The 13,856-nt window shown below is 59.3% G+C and carries 12 protein-coding genes; 6 read left to right on the plus strand and 6 right to left on the minus strand.

What is annotated here, in order from left to right:
* The first annotated feature begins 348 nt into the window (after window positions 1-348).
* From glnA to add, 5 genes are all read left to right on the plus strand, one after another.
* Complete coding sequence (glnA, locus tag J9885_RS14475) at window positions 349-1,758, plus strand: glutamate--ammonia ligase (protein WP_043763389.1); 1,410 nt, start codon at window positions 349-351, stop codon at window positions 1,756-1,758.
* 189 nt (window positions 1,759-1,947) lie between these two features.
* A complete protein-coding gene (locus tag J9885_RS14480; protein ID WP_210549868.1) occupies window positions 1,948-2,517 on the plus strand; it encodes a DUF4124 domain-containing protein in 570 nt (189 codons plus the stop codon).
* An 86-nt stretch (window positions 2,518-2,603) separates the two neighbouring features.
* On the plus strand, window positions 2,604-3,659 hold the full coding sequence (glnL, locus tag J9885_RS14485; protein ID WP_043763393.1) for a nitrogen regulation protein NR(II): 1,056 nt from the start codon (window positions 2,604-2,606) through the stop codon (window positions 3,657-3,659).
* A gap of 9 nt (window positions 3,660-3,668) precedes the next feature.
* Window positions 3,669-5,087: a nitrogen regulation protein NR(I) gene (gene glnG / locus J9885_RS14490; RefSeq protein WP_043763397.1), complete on the plus strand. Its 1,419-nt coding sequence runs from the start codon at window positions 3,669-3,671 to the stop codon at window positions 5,085-5,087.
* Window positions 5,088-5,228: 141 nt separating this feature from the next.
* On the plus strand, window positions 5,229-6,230 hold the full coding sequence (gene add, locus J9885_RS14495; RefSeq protein WP_210549869.1) for an adenosine deaminase: 1,002 nt from the start codon (window positions 5,229-5,231) through the stop codon (window positions 6,228-6,230).
* A gap of 68 nt (window positions 6,231-6,298) precedes the next feature.
* Here add and hemN read toward each other — a convergent pair whose 3' ends face one another.
* The 4 genes from hemN to J9885_RS14515 all read right to left on the minus strand — a co-directional run bounded on the left by hemN (window position 6,299) and on the right by J9885_RS14515 (window position 10,148).
* Entirely contained in the window at window positions 6,299-7,672 is a 1,374-nt protein-coding gene (gene hemN / locus J9885_RS14500) for an oxygen-independent coproporphyrinogen III oxidase (RefSeq protein ID WP_210549870.1), read from the minus strand.
* A gap of 28 nt (window positions 7,673-7,700) precedes the next feature.
* Complete coding sequence (locus J9885_RS14505) at window positions 7,701-8,141, minus strand: DUF2489 domain-containing protein (protein WP_043763405.1); 441 nt, start codon at window positions 8,139-8,141, stop codon at window positions 7,701-7,703.
* Between the two features lie 11 nt (window positions 8,142-8,152).
* Complete coding sequence (gene yihI / locus J9885_RS14510) at window positions 8,153-8,728, minus strand: Der GTPase-activating protein YihI (RefSeq protein WP_043763407.1); 576 nt, start codon at window positions 8,726-8,728, stop codon at window positions 8,153-8,155.
* 802 nt (window positions 8,729-9,530) lie between these two features.
* On the minus strand, window positions 9,531-10,148 hold the full coding sequence (locus tag J9885_RS14515) for a c-type cytochrome (RefSeq protein WP_043763410.1): 618 nt from the start codon (window positions 10,146-10,148) through the stop codon (window positions 9,531-9,533).
* A gap of 143 nt (window positions 10,149-10,291) precedes the next feature.
* Between J9885_RS14515 and yihA the strand changes: the two genes are divergently transcribed.
* The gene (gene yihA, locus J9885_RS14520; protein ID WP_043763412.1) at window positions 10,292-10,948 is read left to right on the plus strand and encodes a ribosome biogenesis GTP-binding protein YihA/YsxC; all 657 of its coding nucleotides are present in this window, start codon (window positions 10,292-10,294) and stop codon (window positions 10,946-10,948) included.
* 995 nt (window positions 10,949-11,943) lie between these two features.
* Here yihA and aroE read toward each other — a convergent pair.
* Entirely contained in the window at window positions 11,944-12,765 is an 822-nt protein-coding gene (gene aroE, locus J9885_RS14525; protein ID WP_210549871.1) for a shikimate dehydrogenase, read from the minus strand.
* A gap of 103 nt (window positions 12,766-12,868) precedes the next feature.
* The gene (gene hemF, locus J9885_RS14530; RefSeq protein WP_210549872.1) at window positions 12,869-13,777 is read right to left on the minus strand and encodes an oxygen-dependent coproporphyrinogen oxidase; all 909 of its coding nucleotides are present in this window, start codon (window positions 13,775-13,777) and stop codon (window positions 12,869-12,871) included.
* Window positions 13,778-13,856: the final 79 nt, after the last annotated feature.

Here is a 13,856-nt window from a genome sequence, read left to right on the forward strand (position 1 = left end):
TCGCCTCAATACACCGGGTAAAATTGGGCGCTAATTGTACTCTCGCCTTTGTGATCTGCCTAGCAGAATTGCAACACATTCGCGCACAAGGGAGGATCGGGATCATGGACCCCGGCGCAAAACCCTGCTTAGATGGCCTGGATACGCTGGCGCACCATGGTGGTGCACCAAAACGATCCAAGGTTGCACCACTTTAATGCAGCAACCGGCTTGAGAGCGGGTGTCCCGACAACCTGAAACGGTGCAAGTGCCCTGAAATCAGGCTGTCACAAACTTGGCACGATACTGGCTTATGTGAATATGACGACGCATTCACCCAAAGAGTTTTAACACCGGAGGTTACTTAGCATGTCAGCCCAGAACGTTTTGGCCCTGATCCAGGAACACGAAGTCAAGTTTGTCGATCTGCGTTTTACCGACACCAAGGGTAAAGAGCAGCACGTATCCATCCCTGCCCACCAGGTCGACGAAGACTTCTTCGAAGACGGCAAGATGTTCGATGGCTCCTCCATCGGCGGCTGGAAGGGCATCAACGAGTCTGACATGGTGCTGATGCCGGATGCGGCCTCCGCCAAACTGGACCCGTTCACCGAAGAGACCACCCTGAACATCGTCTGTGACGTGCTTGAACCTGCCACCATGCAAGGCTATGACCGCGACCCGCGCTCCATCGCCAAGCGTGCCGAAGATTTCCTGAAGTCCAGCGGCATCGCTGACACCGTGCTGTTCGGGCCGGAGCCGGAATTCTTCATGTTCGACAACATCACCTTCTCCAACACCATGGGCCACAGCTTCGTGAAGATCGAATCCGAAGAAGCTGCCTGGAACTCCGGTACCGACTACGAGCACGGCAACAAGGGCCACCGTCCCTTCGTCAAGGGCGGCTACTTCCCGGTTGCACCGGTTGACTCCTCCCAGGACATCCGTGCCGCCATGTGCCTGGTGCTGGAAGAGATGGGTCAGGTCGTCGAGGCTCACCACCACGAAGTGGCCACTGCCGGTCAGAACGAGATCGCTACCCGCTTCAACACCCTCACCCTGAAGGCTGACGAAGTACAGGTCCTGAAGTACGTGATCCACAACGTGGCCCACGCCTACAACAAGACCGTGACCTTCATGCCGAAACCCATGTTCGGTGACAACGGCTCCGGCATGCACTGCCACCAGTCCCTGGCCAAAGACGGCGTCAACCTGTTCGCAGGCGACCTGTATGGCGGTCTGTCCGAGATGGCACTGCACTACATCGGCGGCATCATCAAGCACGCCAAGGCCATCAACGCCTTCGCCAACCCGACCACCAACTCCTACAAGCGTCTGGTGCCGGGCTATGAAGCACCGGTCATGCTGGCTTACTCTGCCCGCAACCGCTCTGCCTCCATCCGTATCCCTGTGGTGCCGAGCCCGAAAGCTCGCCGCATCGAAGTACGCTTCCCGGATCCGGCTGCCAACCCGTACCTGGCCTTCGCTGCCCAGCTGATGGCCGGCCTGGATGGCATCATCAACAAGATCCACCCGGGCGATGCCATGGACAAGAACCTGTACGATCTGCCGCCGGAAGAAGCTGCCGAAGTGCCGACCGTTGCCGGCTCTCTGGACGAAGCCCTGGCAGCCCTGGACGCAGACCGCGAGTTCCTGACCCGTGGTGGCGTGTTCAGCGACGACTTCATCAACTCCTACCTGGAGCTGAAGCAGCACGACGTAGACCGCGTCCGCATGACTCCGCACCCGCTGGAGTTCGAGCTGTACTACTCCGTCTAATCCGCATCATTGTGACAAACCCGCCATCAGGCGGGTTTTTTCATTCAGACTGCTGAAAAACATCGGGATTTTCACGATCACGTCGCGGTATCACCCTGGCTGAGATCGCAGCGTGATCAGTGCGCCGACTGTCGGCCCGATGCTTTTTTCTCTGATAGGATTAAGGTGAACCCCGTCAAGGAGAGATGGATGAACACTGTACCCTGGATGCTGAGCCTCCTGCTGATCGCCTCCTGCACCGCGCAGGCGGCCAAGGTCTACTCCTGGGTCGACCCCCAGGGGGTGACCCATTACACCGATGCCCCTCCCCCGGGCAAAAACGCGAAAGAGGTGGACATGCGGGTCTCTCCTCTGGTCGGAACCTCCCCCCACTCGGTCCAGGTCGATGACTTCAACCACCTGACCGGCGCCGATGCCAAGAAAGCCCAGGAAGCAGCCCCCCTGGTGATAGAACTGCTCTCCCCGGAGCCGGGCAGCACCTTGCGCGACAACACAGGCAACATCGTCTTTCAGGGTCAAGTCTCTCCCCAGCCGCCGGGGCAATACGACATGCGTCTGATCCTCAATGGCAAGGCCGCCCCCCTCGCCCACAACAGCCTTGCCATCCGGGTCGAAAACCTCGATCGCGGCGCCTACGAGGCCCAGCTCGAACTACTCGCCAAAGACGGTACGATCCTTGCTAAATCTAAGCCAGCCACCTTTTACCTGCATCGAACGAGGGTGAATCAGGCCGTCAAGGCCACTCCCAAGACCAATTAGGGATGATGTGATGCACCGATGCGGGTAAACTTGATGCACCATATTGGTGCATAATTGGTGTGCAGCACCGTTTTAGGGAGAAACCAGTGCCAACCCGCATGGATCACGCCAAGACACTCTTGGACAACCTGCTGACCGCCGTCATCCTGATGGATGAGCGGCTCTGCATTCAATTCGTCAACCCGGCGGCAGAACAACTGCTTTCCCTCAGCGAGCGACGGCTCATCGGCATCGAGCTGCCCCATCTGCTGGAACACATCTCCCTCGACCTGCAACGCTTCAAGCAGTGCCTCATTTCGGGGCAGGGCTTCACCGACAGCGAGGTGACCCTGGTGGTGGAAGGGGAGCCCAGACTCGTGGAGATCAGCGTCAGCCCCATGGCCGATCACGAGCAGCGGTTGATGGTGGTGGAGCTGCGCAAGATCGATCAGCAGAAGAAGATCAGCCAGGAGCTGCAGCAACATGCCCAGCAGCAGGCGGCCAAGGAGCTGGTACGCGGCCTGGCTCACGAGATCAAGAATCCCCTCGGCGGCCTGCGCGGTGCGGCCCAGCTGTTGCAAAAGGAGCTGCCCGACCCGGCTCTGAGGGAATACACCGGCATCATCATCGAGCAGGCCGATCGTCTGCGGGTGCTGGTCGACCGGTTGCTCGGCCCCCAGCGCCCCGGCCAGCACAAGGTGCACAACGTCCACTCCGTACTGGAGCAGGTGCGCCGCCTGGTGGATCTGGAACTGCCCCCCCAGATCCGCATCGAGCGAGATTACGACCCCAGCATTCCCGAATTCGAGATGGAATCGGATCAGCTGCAGCAGGCGTTTCTCAACATTGTGCGCAACGCCGCCGAGGCCCTCGGGGATCAGGCCGGACTCATCCGCATCAAGACCCGTACCGCTTTCCAGATCACCATCCACGGCCAACGCTATCGTCTCGCGGCGGAGATCAAGATCATCGACAACGGGCCCGGCATTCCCGACGCCATTCGCGACACCCTCTTCTACCCCATGATCACCGGCAAGGAGGGGGGCACCGGCCTCGGCCTCTCCATCGCCCAGAATCTGATCGATCAGCACAAGGGGCGCATCGATTGCATCAGCTGGCCCGGCCACACCGAATTCACCATCTACCTACCACTTCGCAAGTAAGGGAACCTCATGACAGCAAAAGTGTGGATCGTCGATGACGACAGCTCCATCCGGTGGGTCCTGGAGCGCACCCTTGGCAGCGAAGGCTTCGAATGCGAGAGCTTTGCCGACGGCGAAGCCCTGCTGAGCTCCCTGGAGATGCGCTCGCCGGACGTGATCCTCTCGGACATCCGCATGCCGGGCATCGACGGCCTGAGCCTGCTGGAACAGATCCATCGCCGCCAGGCCGACCTGCCCATCATCATCATGACGGCGCACTCGGACCTCGACTCCGCAGTCAACGCCTACCAGCGCGGCGCCTTCGAATACCTGCCCAAACCGTTCGACATCGACGAGGCAGTCACCCTGGTGCGCCGTGCAGAGAATCACCTCAAGGAGCAGCGCACCAAGCGCAAGGCGCGCCAGCAGGAGGCTACCACCACGCCCGAGATTATCGGTGAGGCCCCCGCCATGCAGGAGGTGTTCCGCGCCATAGGCCGGTTGTCGCGCTCCAGCATCTCGGTCCTCATCAACGGCCAGAGCGGCACCGGCAAGGAGCTAGTCGCCCACGCGCTGCACAAGCACAGCCCCCGCGCCCACAAGAACTTCATCGCCCTCAACATGGCGGCCATCCCGAAGGATCTTATCGAATCCGAGCTATTCGGCCACGAGAAGGGGGCCTTCACCGGTGCCAACAACATCCGCCACGGCCGCTTCGAACAGGCCGACGGTGGCACTCTGTTTCTCGATGAGATAGGCGACATGCCGCTGGATGTGCAGACCCGGCTGCTGCGGGTGCTGGCGGACGGCCAGTTTTACCGGGTCGGCGGCCATCAACCGGTGCAGGTGGACGTGCGGATCATCGCCGCTACCCACCAGAATCTGGAGAAACGGGTCTCGGATGGCGAGTTTCGCGAGGATCTGTTCCATCGCCTCAACGTCATCCGCATTCACATCCCGGCCCTCAAGGAGCGGCGGGAGGATATCCCCCAGCTGGCCCGCCACTTCCTGCTCCGGGCCGCCAAGGAGCTCAACGTGGAGGCCAAGAGCCTGCACCCGGATACCCAGACCTACATCAGCCGCCTGCCCTGGCCGGGCAACGTGCGCCAGCTGGAGAACGTCTGTCGCTGGCTCACCGTAATGGCCTCGGGTCAGGAGGTGCTGGTGAGCGACCTGCCCACCGAGCTGCTGACCCCTATCACCACCACGGCAGAGCCCGGCCAGCCCGCACTGCCCGGCGGCTGGCAGCAGCAGCTGCAAGACTGGGTGGCCGCCAAGCTGGCACTGGGGGAGACCGACATCCTGGCGGATGCCATGCCCCAGTTCGAACGGATCATGCTGGAAACGGCGCTGGACCACACCCATGGTCACAAGCAGGAGGCTGCCCGCCTGCTCGGCTGGGGCCGCAATACCCTGACCCGCAAGCTCAAGGAGCTCGACATTCCCTGAGTCTACGGGAAAAACGATTCCCATCACGCCTTGAGGGAAAGCCTGATCAATCCGACCCCGTTTGCCTTAAAACGGGGTATCTTTTTCGAGCGCCCCGCCTAGAATGACAGGCTTTCCAACCCGACTCGCAGAAGGTGCCCCATGATTGACAGATCCCTCCCCCTGACCGACCTGCATCGCCATCTGGATGGCAACATCCGCCCGCAGACCATTCTCGAGCTGGGACGTCAGCACAACATCCGACTGCCGGCCGATGAACTGGAAGCCCTGCGCCCCCACGTGCAGATCGTCGAGAACGAGCCGAGCCTGGTGGCCTTCCTGAAGAAACTGGACTGGGGCGTGGCCGTGCTGGCCGACTATGACGCCTGTCGCCGGGTTGCCTACGAGAACGTGGAAGATCTGCTCCGCGCCGGTATCGACTATGCCGAACTGCGCTTCAGCCCGGCCTACATGGCGATGGCCCACAAGCTGCACCCGCAGGGCGTGGTCGAGGCCGTCATCGACGGTGTGGCCGCCGGCAGCCGTGACTTCGGCGTCAAGACCAACCTGATCGGCATCATGAGCCGCACCTTCGGCACCGAACAGTGCCGGGCCGAGCTGGAGGCCTGCCTGGCCCATCGCGACAAGCTGGTCGCCATCGATCTTGCCGGCGACGAGCTGGGCTTCCCGGGTGAACTCTTTACCGACCACTTCCGCCGGGTGCGGGATGCGGGCATGCGCGTGACCGTACACGCCGGTGAAGCAGCGGGCCCCGCAAGCATGTGGCAGGCCATCCGCGATCTCGGAGCCGAACGCATCGGACACGGCGTCAAGGCGATTCAGGATCCGGCCCTGATGGCCTACCTGGCGGAGCACCGCATCGGCATCGAGTCCTGCCTCACCTCCAACCTGCAGACCACCACGGTGGCGAGCCTGGCCGAGCATCCTATCCGCCAGTTCCTGGCCGCCGGTGTACTGGCCTGTCTCAACACCGACGATCCCGCAGTGGAGGGGATCGACCTGCCCCACGAGTATGAAGTGGCCGCACCGGCCGCCGGCATGACGGCAGGCGAAATCCGCACCGCCCAGCAAAACGGCCTCACTCTGGCCTTCCTGAGCGAGACCGAGAAGGCCGAACTGCGTGCCCGCGCGGCTCAGCGCTGAGCAGGAACAAGCCCAATAAAAAAACCGCCGAGAGGCGGTTTTTTTATTTTCCAACGGCAGCGACCGGCTTAGATCACCCGGGAGAACTGCTGCTGGCGCGCCTTGCTGCGCAGGTAGACGTCGAAGCACATGCAGATGTTGCGGATCAGCAGCTGGCCGGTGGAAACCACCTCCAGCCCCTCGTCCGTCATGCGCACCAGACCGTCGTCGATGAAGGTCTGCAGCAGCTTGAGATCCTCGGCAAAGTACTCCTTGAACACCAGGTCGTGGGCCTGCTCGACGGCGGCAAAGTTCAGGGAGAAGTCGCAGATGAGGCGCTTGATCACCTCGCGGCGGATCAGGTCATCCCGATTGAGGGAGCACCCCTTCCACTGGGCGTGGCCGAGCGCCTCCACCTGGGCGTAGTAAGCCTTGAGCTCTTTATGGTTCTGGGAATAGGCGTCGCCGATCATGCTGATGGAGGAGACCCCCAGCCCCAGCAGATCGCAGTCTCCCTGGGTGGTATAGCCCTGGAAGTTGCGGTGCAGCTTGCCCTCGCGCTGGGCCACGGCCAGTTCGTCATCGGGCTTGGCGAAGTGATCCATGCCGATGAACTGATAACCGCGACCGGTCAGGAAGGCGATGGTGTCCTGCAACATGGCCAGCTTCTCCCGGGGGGCCGGCATGTCCGCCTCCTTCAGCTTGTGCTGGGCGGCGAAGCGGCTCGGCAGGTGAGCGTAGTTGAAGATGGAGAGGCGCGCCGGATCCGTCTTGAGCACTTCTTCCAGGGTGTGGTGGAAGCTCTCCCGGTTCTGGTGCGGCAAGCCGTAGATGAGGTCGAGGTTGGTGGAGCGGAACCCCAGTTCGCGGGCCCTCACCAGCATGGCGCGGATGAAGTCGTTGTCCTGCTCGCGGTTGACCGCAACCTGCACCTCTTTGTTGAAATCCTGCACGCCCAGGCTGATGCGGTTGAAGCCAAGCTCACGCAGCACATCCAGCATGGAGAGCTCAATCTCGCGCGGATCCACCTCTATGCTGATCTCCCCCTCCTCAGCGAAGTGGAAATGCTCCCGGAGCATGGCCATGAGGCGACGGGTCTGGGGTTCGTTCAGGTAGGTGGGCGTGCCGCCACCCCAGTGCAACTGGGTCACCAGACGCTCCTTGAACAGGGGAGCCTGGGCCTTGATTTCACGCTCGAGGTAATCGAGATAGTGATCGGCCTTGTGCTGATGACGGGTGATCACCTTGTTGCAGCCGCAGTAGTAGCAAAGCTTGTGGCAGAAGGGGATGTGCACGTAGAGCGACAGATTACGCGCCGGATACTGGCCCGCAGCCTGGACGAAGTCCGGATAGCCGAAGTCCTCGTTGAATTCCAGCGCGGTGGGATAGGAGGTATAACGCGGGCCGCTGTAGTTATATTTCTCGATCAGGGCCTGATCCCACACAATCTGTTCTGCTTGCACGCTTGCTTCCTCTTTCTTTGTTATCCGTTCACCGGCTTAACTGAAAATCCTTCAGTCTGGCGACATCGTCGAGGATCTTCGCCTCCAGCTCGGCCTCGTAGCCGCTGCGTTCGAGATCCATCTTCATCACTTCGTTGCGCTTGAGGGCGCGCCGCGCCTCGTGGGTCGGCATCTCTTTCACCTTGTCGTAGAGGCCGTACAGACCGGGGAATTCGTCGGCGAAGGCTCGCCCCCCCTTGATCTGCAAGGCATCCAGCAGGTTGGTCAGCCGGATGGCGCCTTCGGAGTAGTCGCACTGACCATCCCGCACCGCATGGGCTATGACCCTGACGCTCTCGAGAATCCGCTCGTTGCGGGCGGAAATTGCCCGCTGCTGCATATCCTGCTGCCGCTTCAGGCGGGCCAGCAGGGTGCCGGCGTAGACCGCCAGCCCCAGCAAGAGAAGGCCCCCCAACAGGGCGGCCAGCATCCATCCACTCATCACTTTTTCTTCGGCTCGGGCTTGGCTTCAGGCTGGTAGTCAGCCTGGTTGAAACGCTCCCACAGCTCGTCTTCGGAAGCCGGTGCCTTGGATTCTTCATACTCGATGTCGTCGAAGTCACCGTCGTCATCTTCGTCTGTGTCGATGATGCCGAGCTCGTCCATCAGCTCCTGATAGCGATCGACACGCTGGTCGACCCAGGCCTGTTCTGCCGCTTCCAGTGTTTCACCGGCATCGAGGCGATCCAGCAGATCGTTGAGGCGATCATCATTCTCGATGGAGGCCAGCTCCTGCTCGGGCGTCATCACCAGCTTTTTCTCTTTAATGGCCTTGGGTGCCTGCGGCTTGCTGCTCTTCTCGTCCACGACGAGGGCGATGGGTTTGCGGGAACCGATGCGCGGATCCTTGGCCTGCTTGTTGCCGCCTTTTTTGGTGGCCTGATCGACCTGCTGGCGGGAGCCCGCCTTCAAGCCCTTGCGCTTGGCGGCGCGCTTGCGCTCACGACCTTCCTGGGCACTGGCATCTGATTCTTTGCGCTTGCCGGTAGGCTTGCGGGTGGGTTGTTTGGCCGACATGAATGACTCCGACAAATAACTGGATTGAACCCGCCCGGTATCGTTTCGTCCGGGGAGCATGCTGAAGCGGGGAACAGTAAATCTGGAACAAGAGTGGGATCCCGCACCAATTCGACCATTTTGGGTCGCTGAACACCGCAGGATCGGCATCCTCTGGGCATGTTGCTGGTATTTTGACACAGAATGCCTTGGCGGGTTAATGACCCAATAGAAAAAAGGCAGCCGAAGCTGCCTTGATCCTGTCATGCGAGTCCCGTTCCCTGGTGTCTCATCGCCTTGTCCCTGGGCGTACTGCTGCGCATCATGTCGTTGGGTCTTCCTGACCCTTGTTGGCCTGTCCTGAATATGCGTGTGCTTGTTTAACCCGAACTGGTGGCATCCTGCCTCCCACTGGGGTGGTTGCATCCCGCAACTCCGCGCATCCCTGGCGGTCACCATCCTGGTCTTTGCATGTGCGGCTCATCACCACCATGCCTTGAGCCGACCTCCTGTCATACCGGCGAACGCGGTGTCCCGCCCTGCACGATCAATCCATGTGCACACTGTAACAATTTTCACGCCCTGCTCAATCAACCAAGGACGCACCCAAGTACTGATATAAGGCAGAATCTGCCATTAACAGATTGAAATACATAGACTATACAATATGGATTTCATACTTTTTTCAGCCACGGAAAGCCGTGAGAATGGAAAATCTCTCACAAAATGGCAGGCTACTTTGACAAGTTGAGAACAATGTCAAAAAAGCACAGGGAACGCCATGGTTCCCTGTGCTTTTCAACAAGATAGATTCAGGAAGTGATCAGTGCAGGCCTGCCACATATTTGGAGAGCGCCTCGATATCCTGATCCGTCAGCTTCTTGGCCACATCCCGCATCATACCGTTGGGATCATTGTCCCGTGTCGCCGAACGGAAGGCGACCAGCTGGGCCTTGATGTAAGCCGGGTGCTGCCCCGACAGACTGGGGTACTTGGCCTGCTCGACGCCGGATCCACGGGGCCCATGACAGGCGGTGCAGGCCGCCAGGCCACGTGCCATGTCTCCACCCATGTAAAGCGCCTTGCCTGCAGCGACCACCTCGTCAGGCACGGCGATCGGAGTGACCTTCTGGCTGGAGAAGTAGGCAGCCAGGTCATCCATGTCCTGATCGGACAAGGGCAGTGCCATGGGTCCCATGACGGGGGCCACCCGACCAGTTTGGCCGGAAGCGGCAGCCTTCAGTTCAACTAATTGTTTTTTGATATATGATGCGTGCTGACCAGCAATCTTGGGATACATGTCGACTGGGCTGTTGCCGTCCGGTCCATGACAGGCCGCACAGACGGCAGCCTTGGTTTGTCCCGCAGCGGCATCGCCCTTGGCTTGTGCCATCCCAGTTACGCCAACCATCAGAGCAAGTGTAATGACTAGGTTCTTCATGGCGTTCCAACTTTCTCGTTATTAGGCTTCCAGATCCCATGCCGCCGAAGGCATGTTAAAATAAACGCGTTTAAGCGACGCCATTTTACACGATTTCACAAAAAAGTAACTCTATAACCCTCTCTCTCTATGGGGAATTTACGTTGGATACACAAACTCTGAATTTCAATAAGGTGCATTTTGTGACCAGCGCACCCGACATCCGCCACCTGCCACATGATGGGGGTGTCGAAATTGCGTTTGCGGGGCGTTCCAACGCTGGCAAATCCTCTGCATTGAATACCTTGACCAAACACAAGAACCTGGCGCGCACCAGTAAGACGCCGGGCCGTACCCAGCTAATCAACCTGTTTGAACTGGAGCCGGGCAAGCGCCTGGTCGACCTGCCTGGCTACGGTTATGCACAAGTCCCGCTGGAAATGAAGCTTAAGTGGCAAAAGTCCCTGGCAGAATATCTGCAACGCCGAGAGTCCTTGAAAGGGCTGGTCATCCTGATGGACATCCGCCATCCGCTCAAAGAGACCGACATGAACATGCTGGAGTGGAGCTCCCATCGCGAACTGCCGGTGATGCTGCTGCTGACCAAGGCTGACAAGCTGAGCCCCGGTCCCCGCAATAACCAGGTGATCAAGGTGCGCCAGGCGGTGGCTGAGCTGGGTCCGCAGATCCAGGTTGAGGCATTCTCCTCCCTGACCAATATCGGGGTTGAGAAGCTGGCCCAGACACTGAGTGGCTGGTACCAGTCCAATGCCGATAGCGACCCGGCAGACACCGACGAAGAGCATCAGACAGAGGAGTAACCCGCTCCTCTTCCATGCGGCAATGAGCGGAGTTGACCCTCCGCTGATTGAAAGACTTTCATCCCTCCCAAGCCTCAGACAAGCGCCCTCCGCCCGTCATCTTGATACGCGTTCCGCGACCACACCACCCTTTATAATCATATAGATAGCCTGTTTGGCTGCTGTGAGAATTAACTTTTCACACCCTTGGCACCGTTTTCATCACTCAAGTTATAAAAATGTGACAAAAGGATTGTCACAAACGAAACTGAAAGTTTATTACCAAAGGAACGTGAGGAAGGATAAAAATGAGGCCAGTCTCGCTGCTGCGGACCGGCCTGAGAAATGAATTCAAAAAATTGGGAAAAAGCGAGTTCTCGAGAACAAAGACGATTGGTTTTCCTCAAGAAACAGTCTCATTCTAGCAAAAGACTGCGCAAATTAAAGCATTTACTCTAACGCGAACACATAAAAAAACGCCCCGACGATGACTCATCGGGGCTGCTATTCAGCCACATTCAATTACGTGAAATAAAAGGTCTGAAAGATAGAACATCTTACCTCTGTACCCTACGCAGACAACTGTACAGCAAAGCAGCAGAAAGTGAAAGTAATTTATGTAATTTAGTTTCACCCAAGGTAACAGAGATAAATTTCTTTATTTATCAGCCGCATAAAAAAATCCCCAGTACGAATACCGGGGCGTTATAAAGGTGACTAGCTAGCACTTCCTCAACTATCTTGTTAGTCAGCAGCTCGCCGCACTAGTTCCGCTGCTTAGAGAAAAAACTGAAAAAAAGAGGAAGGGCGCAAGCCAAAAGACAAATAAGTCTCTGTTTTTAAATTGATTTATATATGATTGACCTGTACCCGCGCTCGTAGAGCATCAGCAAATGCACGCAGCCAAATAAAAGAGGCCCAGCCCCTGCGCATATGCAGAGGCAGGGCAGCCCATCAATGCCGCTAGCCGGGGTGAGCTCGGCTAATTAACCACGCCACCCGGCCCACAGGCCAGGTTATAGCATCCCCAGGTTGCGTTTCAGCTCCCTCAATACCTGCTTGGTACCAGGCCGGATGCCACGCCATACGGTGAAGGCTTCCGCGGCCTGCTCCACCAGCATGCCGAGCCCGTCCATCGTCTGACGCGCACCTTGTTCTTTGGCCCAACCGATAAAGGCGGTGTCCGTTGCACCATACATCATGTCGTAGATGGTGATGTCGGCATGGATAAGGGCAGGATCCAGGGGGGGCAACTCCCCTTGCAGGCTGGCAGAGGTCGAGTTGATGATGAGGTCGAACCGGCCAGCCAACCCGGCATAGGTCTGGGCACTGACCGCCCCCAGATCGTGAAACTCGGCAGCCAGCTGCTCGGCCTTGGCATGAGTACGGTTGACGATGACCACTTCCTTCGGGTTTTCGGCCAGCAGCGGTGCCAGGGCACCGCGAGCAGCACCGCCTGCACCCAGCAACAGGATCCGGCTCCCGGCCAGCGCCACGCCATGGGACTTGAGATCGGCAACCAGCCCGGCACCATCCGTGTTATCCCCGAGCAGCACGCCGTCATCGGTCAGCTTGATGGTGTTGACCGCGCCCGCCCGCCTGGCCCTGGGGCTCAGCCGGTCGACCAGGGCAAATGCCTGCTCCTTGAAGGGCACAGTGACATTGCATCCCCTCCCGCCCTGGGCAAAGAAGGTACGCAGGGCTTCGCCAAACTCGTCGACAGCCGGCTCGGCCAGACCATATTCCAGATCCTGCTGGGTTTGTCTGGCAAACAGGGTATGGATGAAAGGGGACTTGCTGTGGCGCACCGGGTGGCCAAAAACCAGATAACGATCCATCAAAGAGTTCCATCAGGGGGCAATATCCCGATTTAACGGGTTTTCTGATGCGGGGACAAGCCGAATATCGGCCAGTAAAAAGGGGCCGTCATGGCCCCTCGGTTCACAGCCACTCCCGCGGTGCAAGGTAATCGGCATACAACAACGCCTCTGGGCTCCCCGGCTCCGGCTGCCAGTCATACTCCCAGCGAGCCAGCGGTGGCATCGACATCAGGATCGACTCGGTGCGTCCCCCGGTTTGCAGACCAAACAGGGTCCCCCGGTCATACACCAAGTTGAACTCCACGTACCGGCCCCGGCGGTAGAGCTGGAACTCCCGCTCCCGCTCACCATAGGGCAGCGCCTTGCGCCGTGCCACTATGGGCAGATAGGCATCGAGATACCCCTTGCCCACCGCCTGCATGAAGGCGAAGCACTCCTCGAACGGCCAGCGGTTCAGGTCGTCGAAGAAGAGCCCACCGACTCCGCGCGTCTCGTTGCGATGCTTGAGGAAGAAGTAGCGATCACACCAGGATTTGAACTCGGGGTAGATCTCCTCGCCAAAGGGTCGGCAGAGATCATGGGAAACCTGATGCCAGTGCCGCACATCCTCTTCAAACGGATAAAACGGTGTCAGGTCGAAGCCACCGCCAAACCACCAGATGGGCGCCTCGCCCTCTTTCTCGGCGATGAAGAAACGGACGTTGGCATGGCTGGTCGGAACATAGGGGTTGTTCGGGTGGATCACCAGAGAGACCCCCATGGCCTCGAACCTGCGACCGGCCAGCTCGGGACGATGCGCGGTCGCCGACGCAGGCATGGCGTCACCATAGACATGGGAGAAGTTGACGCCCCCCTGCTCTATCACGGCACCATGGCGCAGCACCCGTGTCCGGCCACCACCACCGCCCTCGCGGTGCCAGAGGTCCTCCACAAAGCGCCCGGTGCCGTCAGCCTGCTCCAGGCCATGGCAGATCTCGTCCTGCAGCTGCAGCAGGAAGGCCTTGACCTGGGCCACATCCGGTTTGCTCATCTTGTCTCCAGTCAGACAGGATCTCGAACGCCCTGTCCATTTTTATTGTGATGTCATGGGCTTGTCGCCCGAGTGCTAC

This window comes from Aeromonas sp. SrichE-2G (assembly GCF_017939565.1).
Lineage (GTDB): Bacteria > Pseudomonadota > Gammaproteobacteria > Enterobacterales > Aeromonadaceae > Aeromonas > Aeromonas taiwanensis.

Excerpts from the sequence above, each read along its gene's own strand:
- glnA (WP_043763389.1), top strand. The coding sequence starts at position 349 with ATGTCAGCCCAGAACGTTTTGGCCCTGATCCAGGAACACGAAGTCAAG.
- J9885_RS14480 (WP_210549868.1), top strand. The coding sequence starts at position 1,948 with ATGAACACTGTACCCTGGATGCTGAGCCTCCTGCTGATCGCCTCCTGC.
- glnG (WP_043763397.1), top strand. The coding sequence starts at position 3,669 with ATGACAGCAAAAGTGTGGATCGTCGATGACGACAGCTCCATCCGGTGG.
- add (WP_210549869.1), top strand. The coding sequence starts at position 5,229 with ATGATTGACAGATCCCTCCCCCTGACCGACCTGCATCGCCATCTGGAT.
- J9885_RS14505 (WP_043763405.1), bottom strand. The coding sequence starts at position 8,141 with ATGCTGGCCGCCCTGTTGGGGGGCCTTCTCTTGCTGGGGCTGGCGGTC.
- yihI (WP_043763407.1), bottom strand. The coding sequence starts at position 8,728 with ATGTCGGCCAAACAACCCACCCGCAAGCCTACCGGCAAGCGCAAAGAA.
- J9885_RS14515 (WP_043763410.1), bottom strand. The coding sequence starts at position 10,148 with ATGAAGAACCTAGTCATTACACTTGCTCTGATGGTTGGCGTAACTGGG.
- aroE (WP_210549871.1), bottom strand. The coding sequence starts at position 12,765 with ATGGATCGTTATCTGGTTTTTGGCCACCCGGTGCGCCACAGCAAGTCC.
- hemF (WP_210549872.1), bottom strand. The coding sequence starts at position 13,777 with ATGAGCAAACCGGATGTGGCCCAGGTCAAGGCCTTCCTGCTGCAGCTG.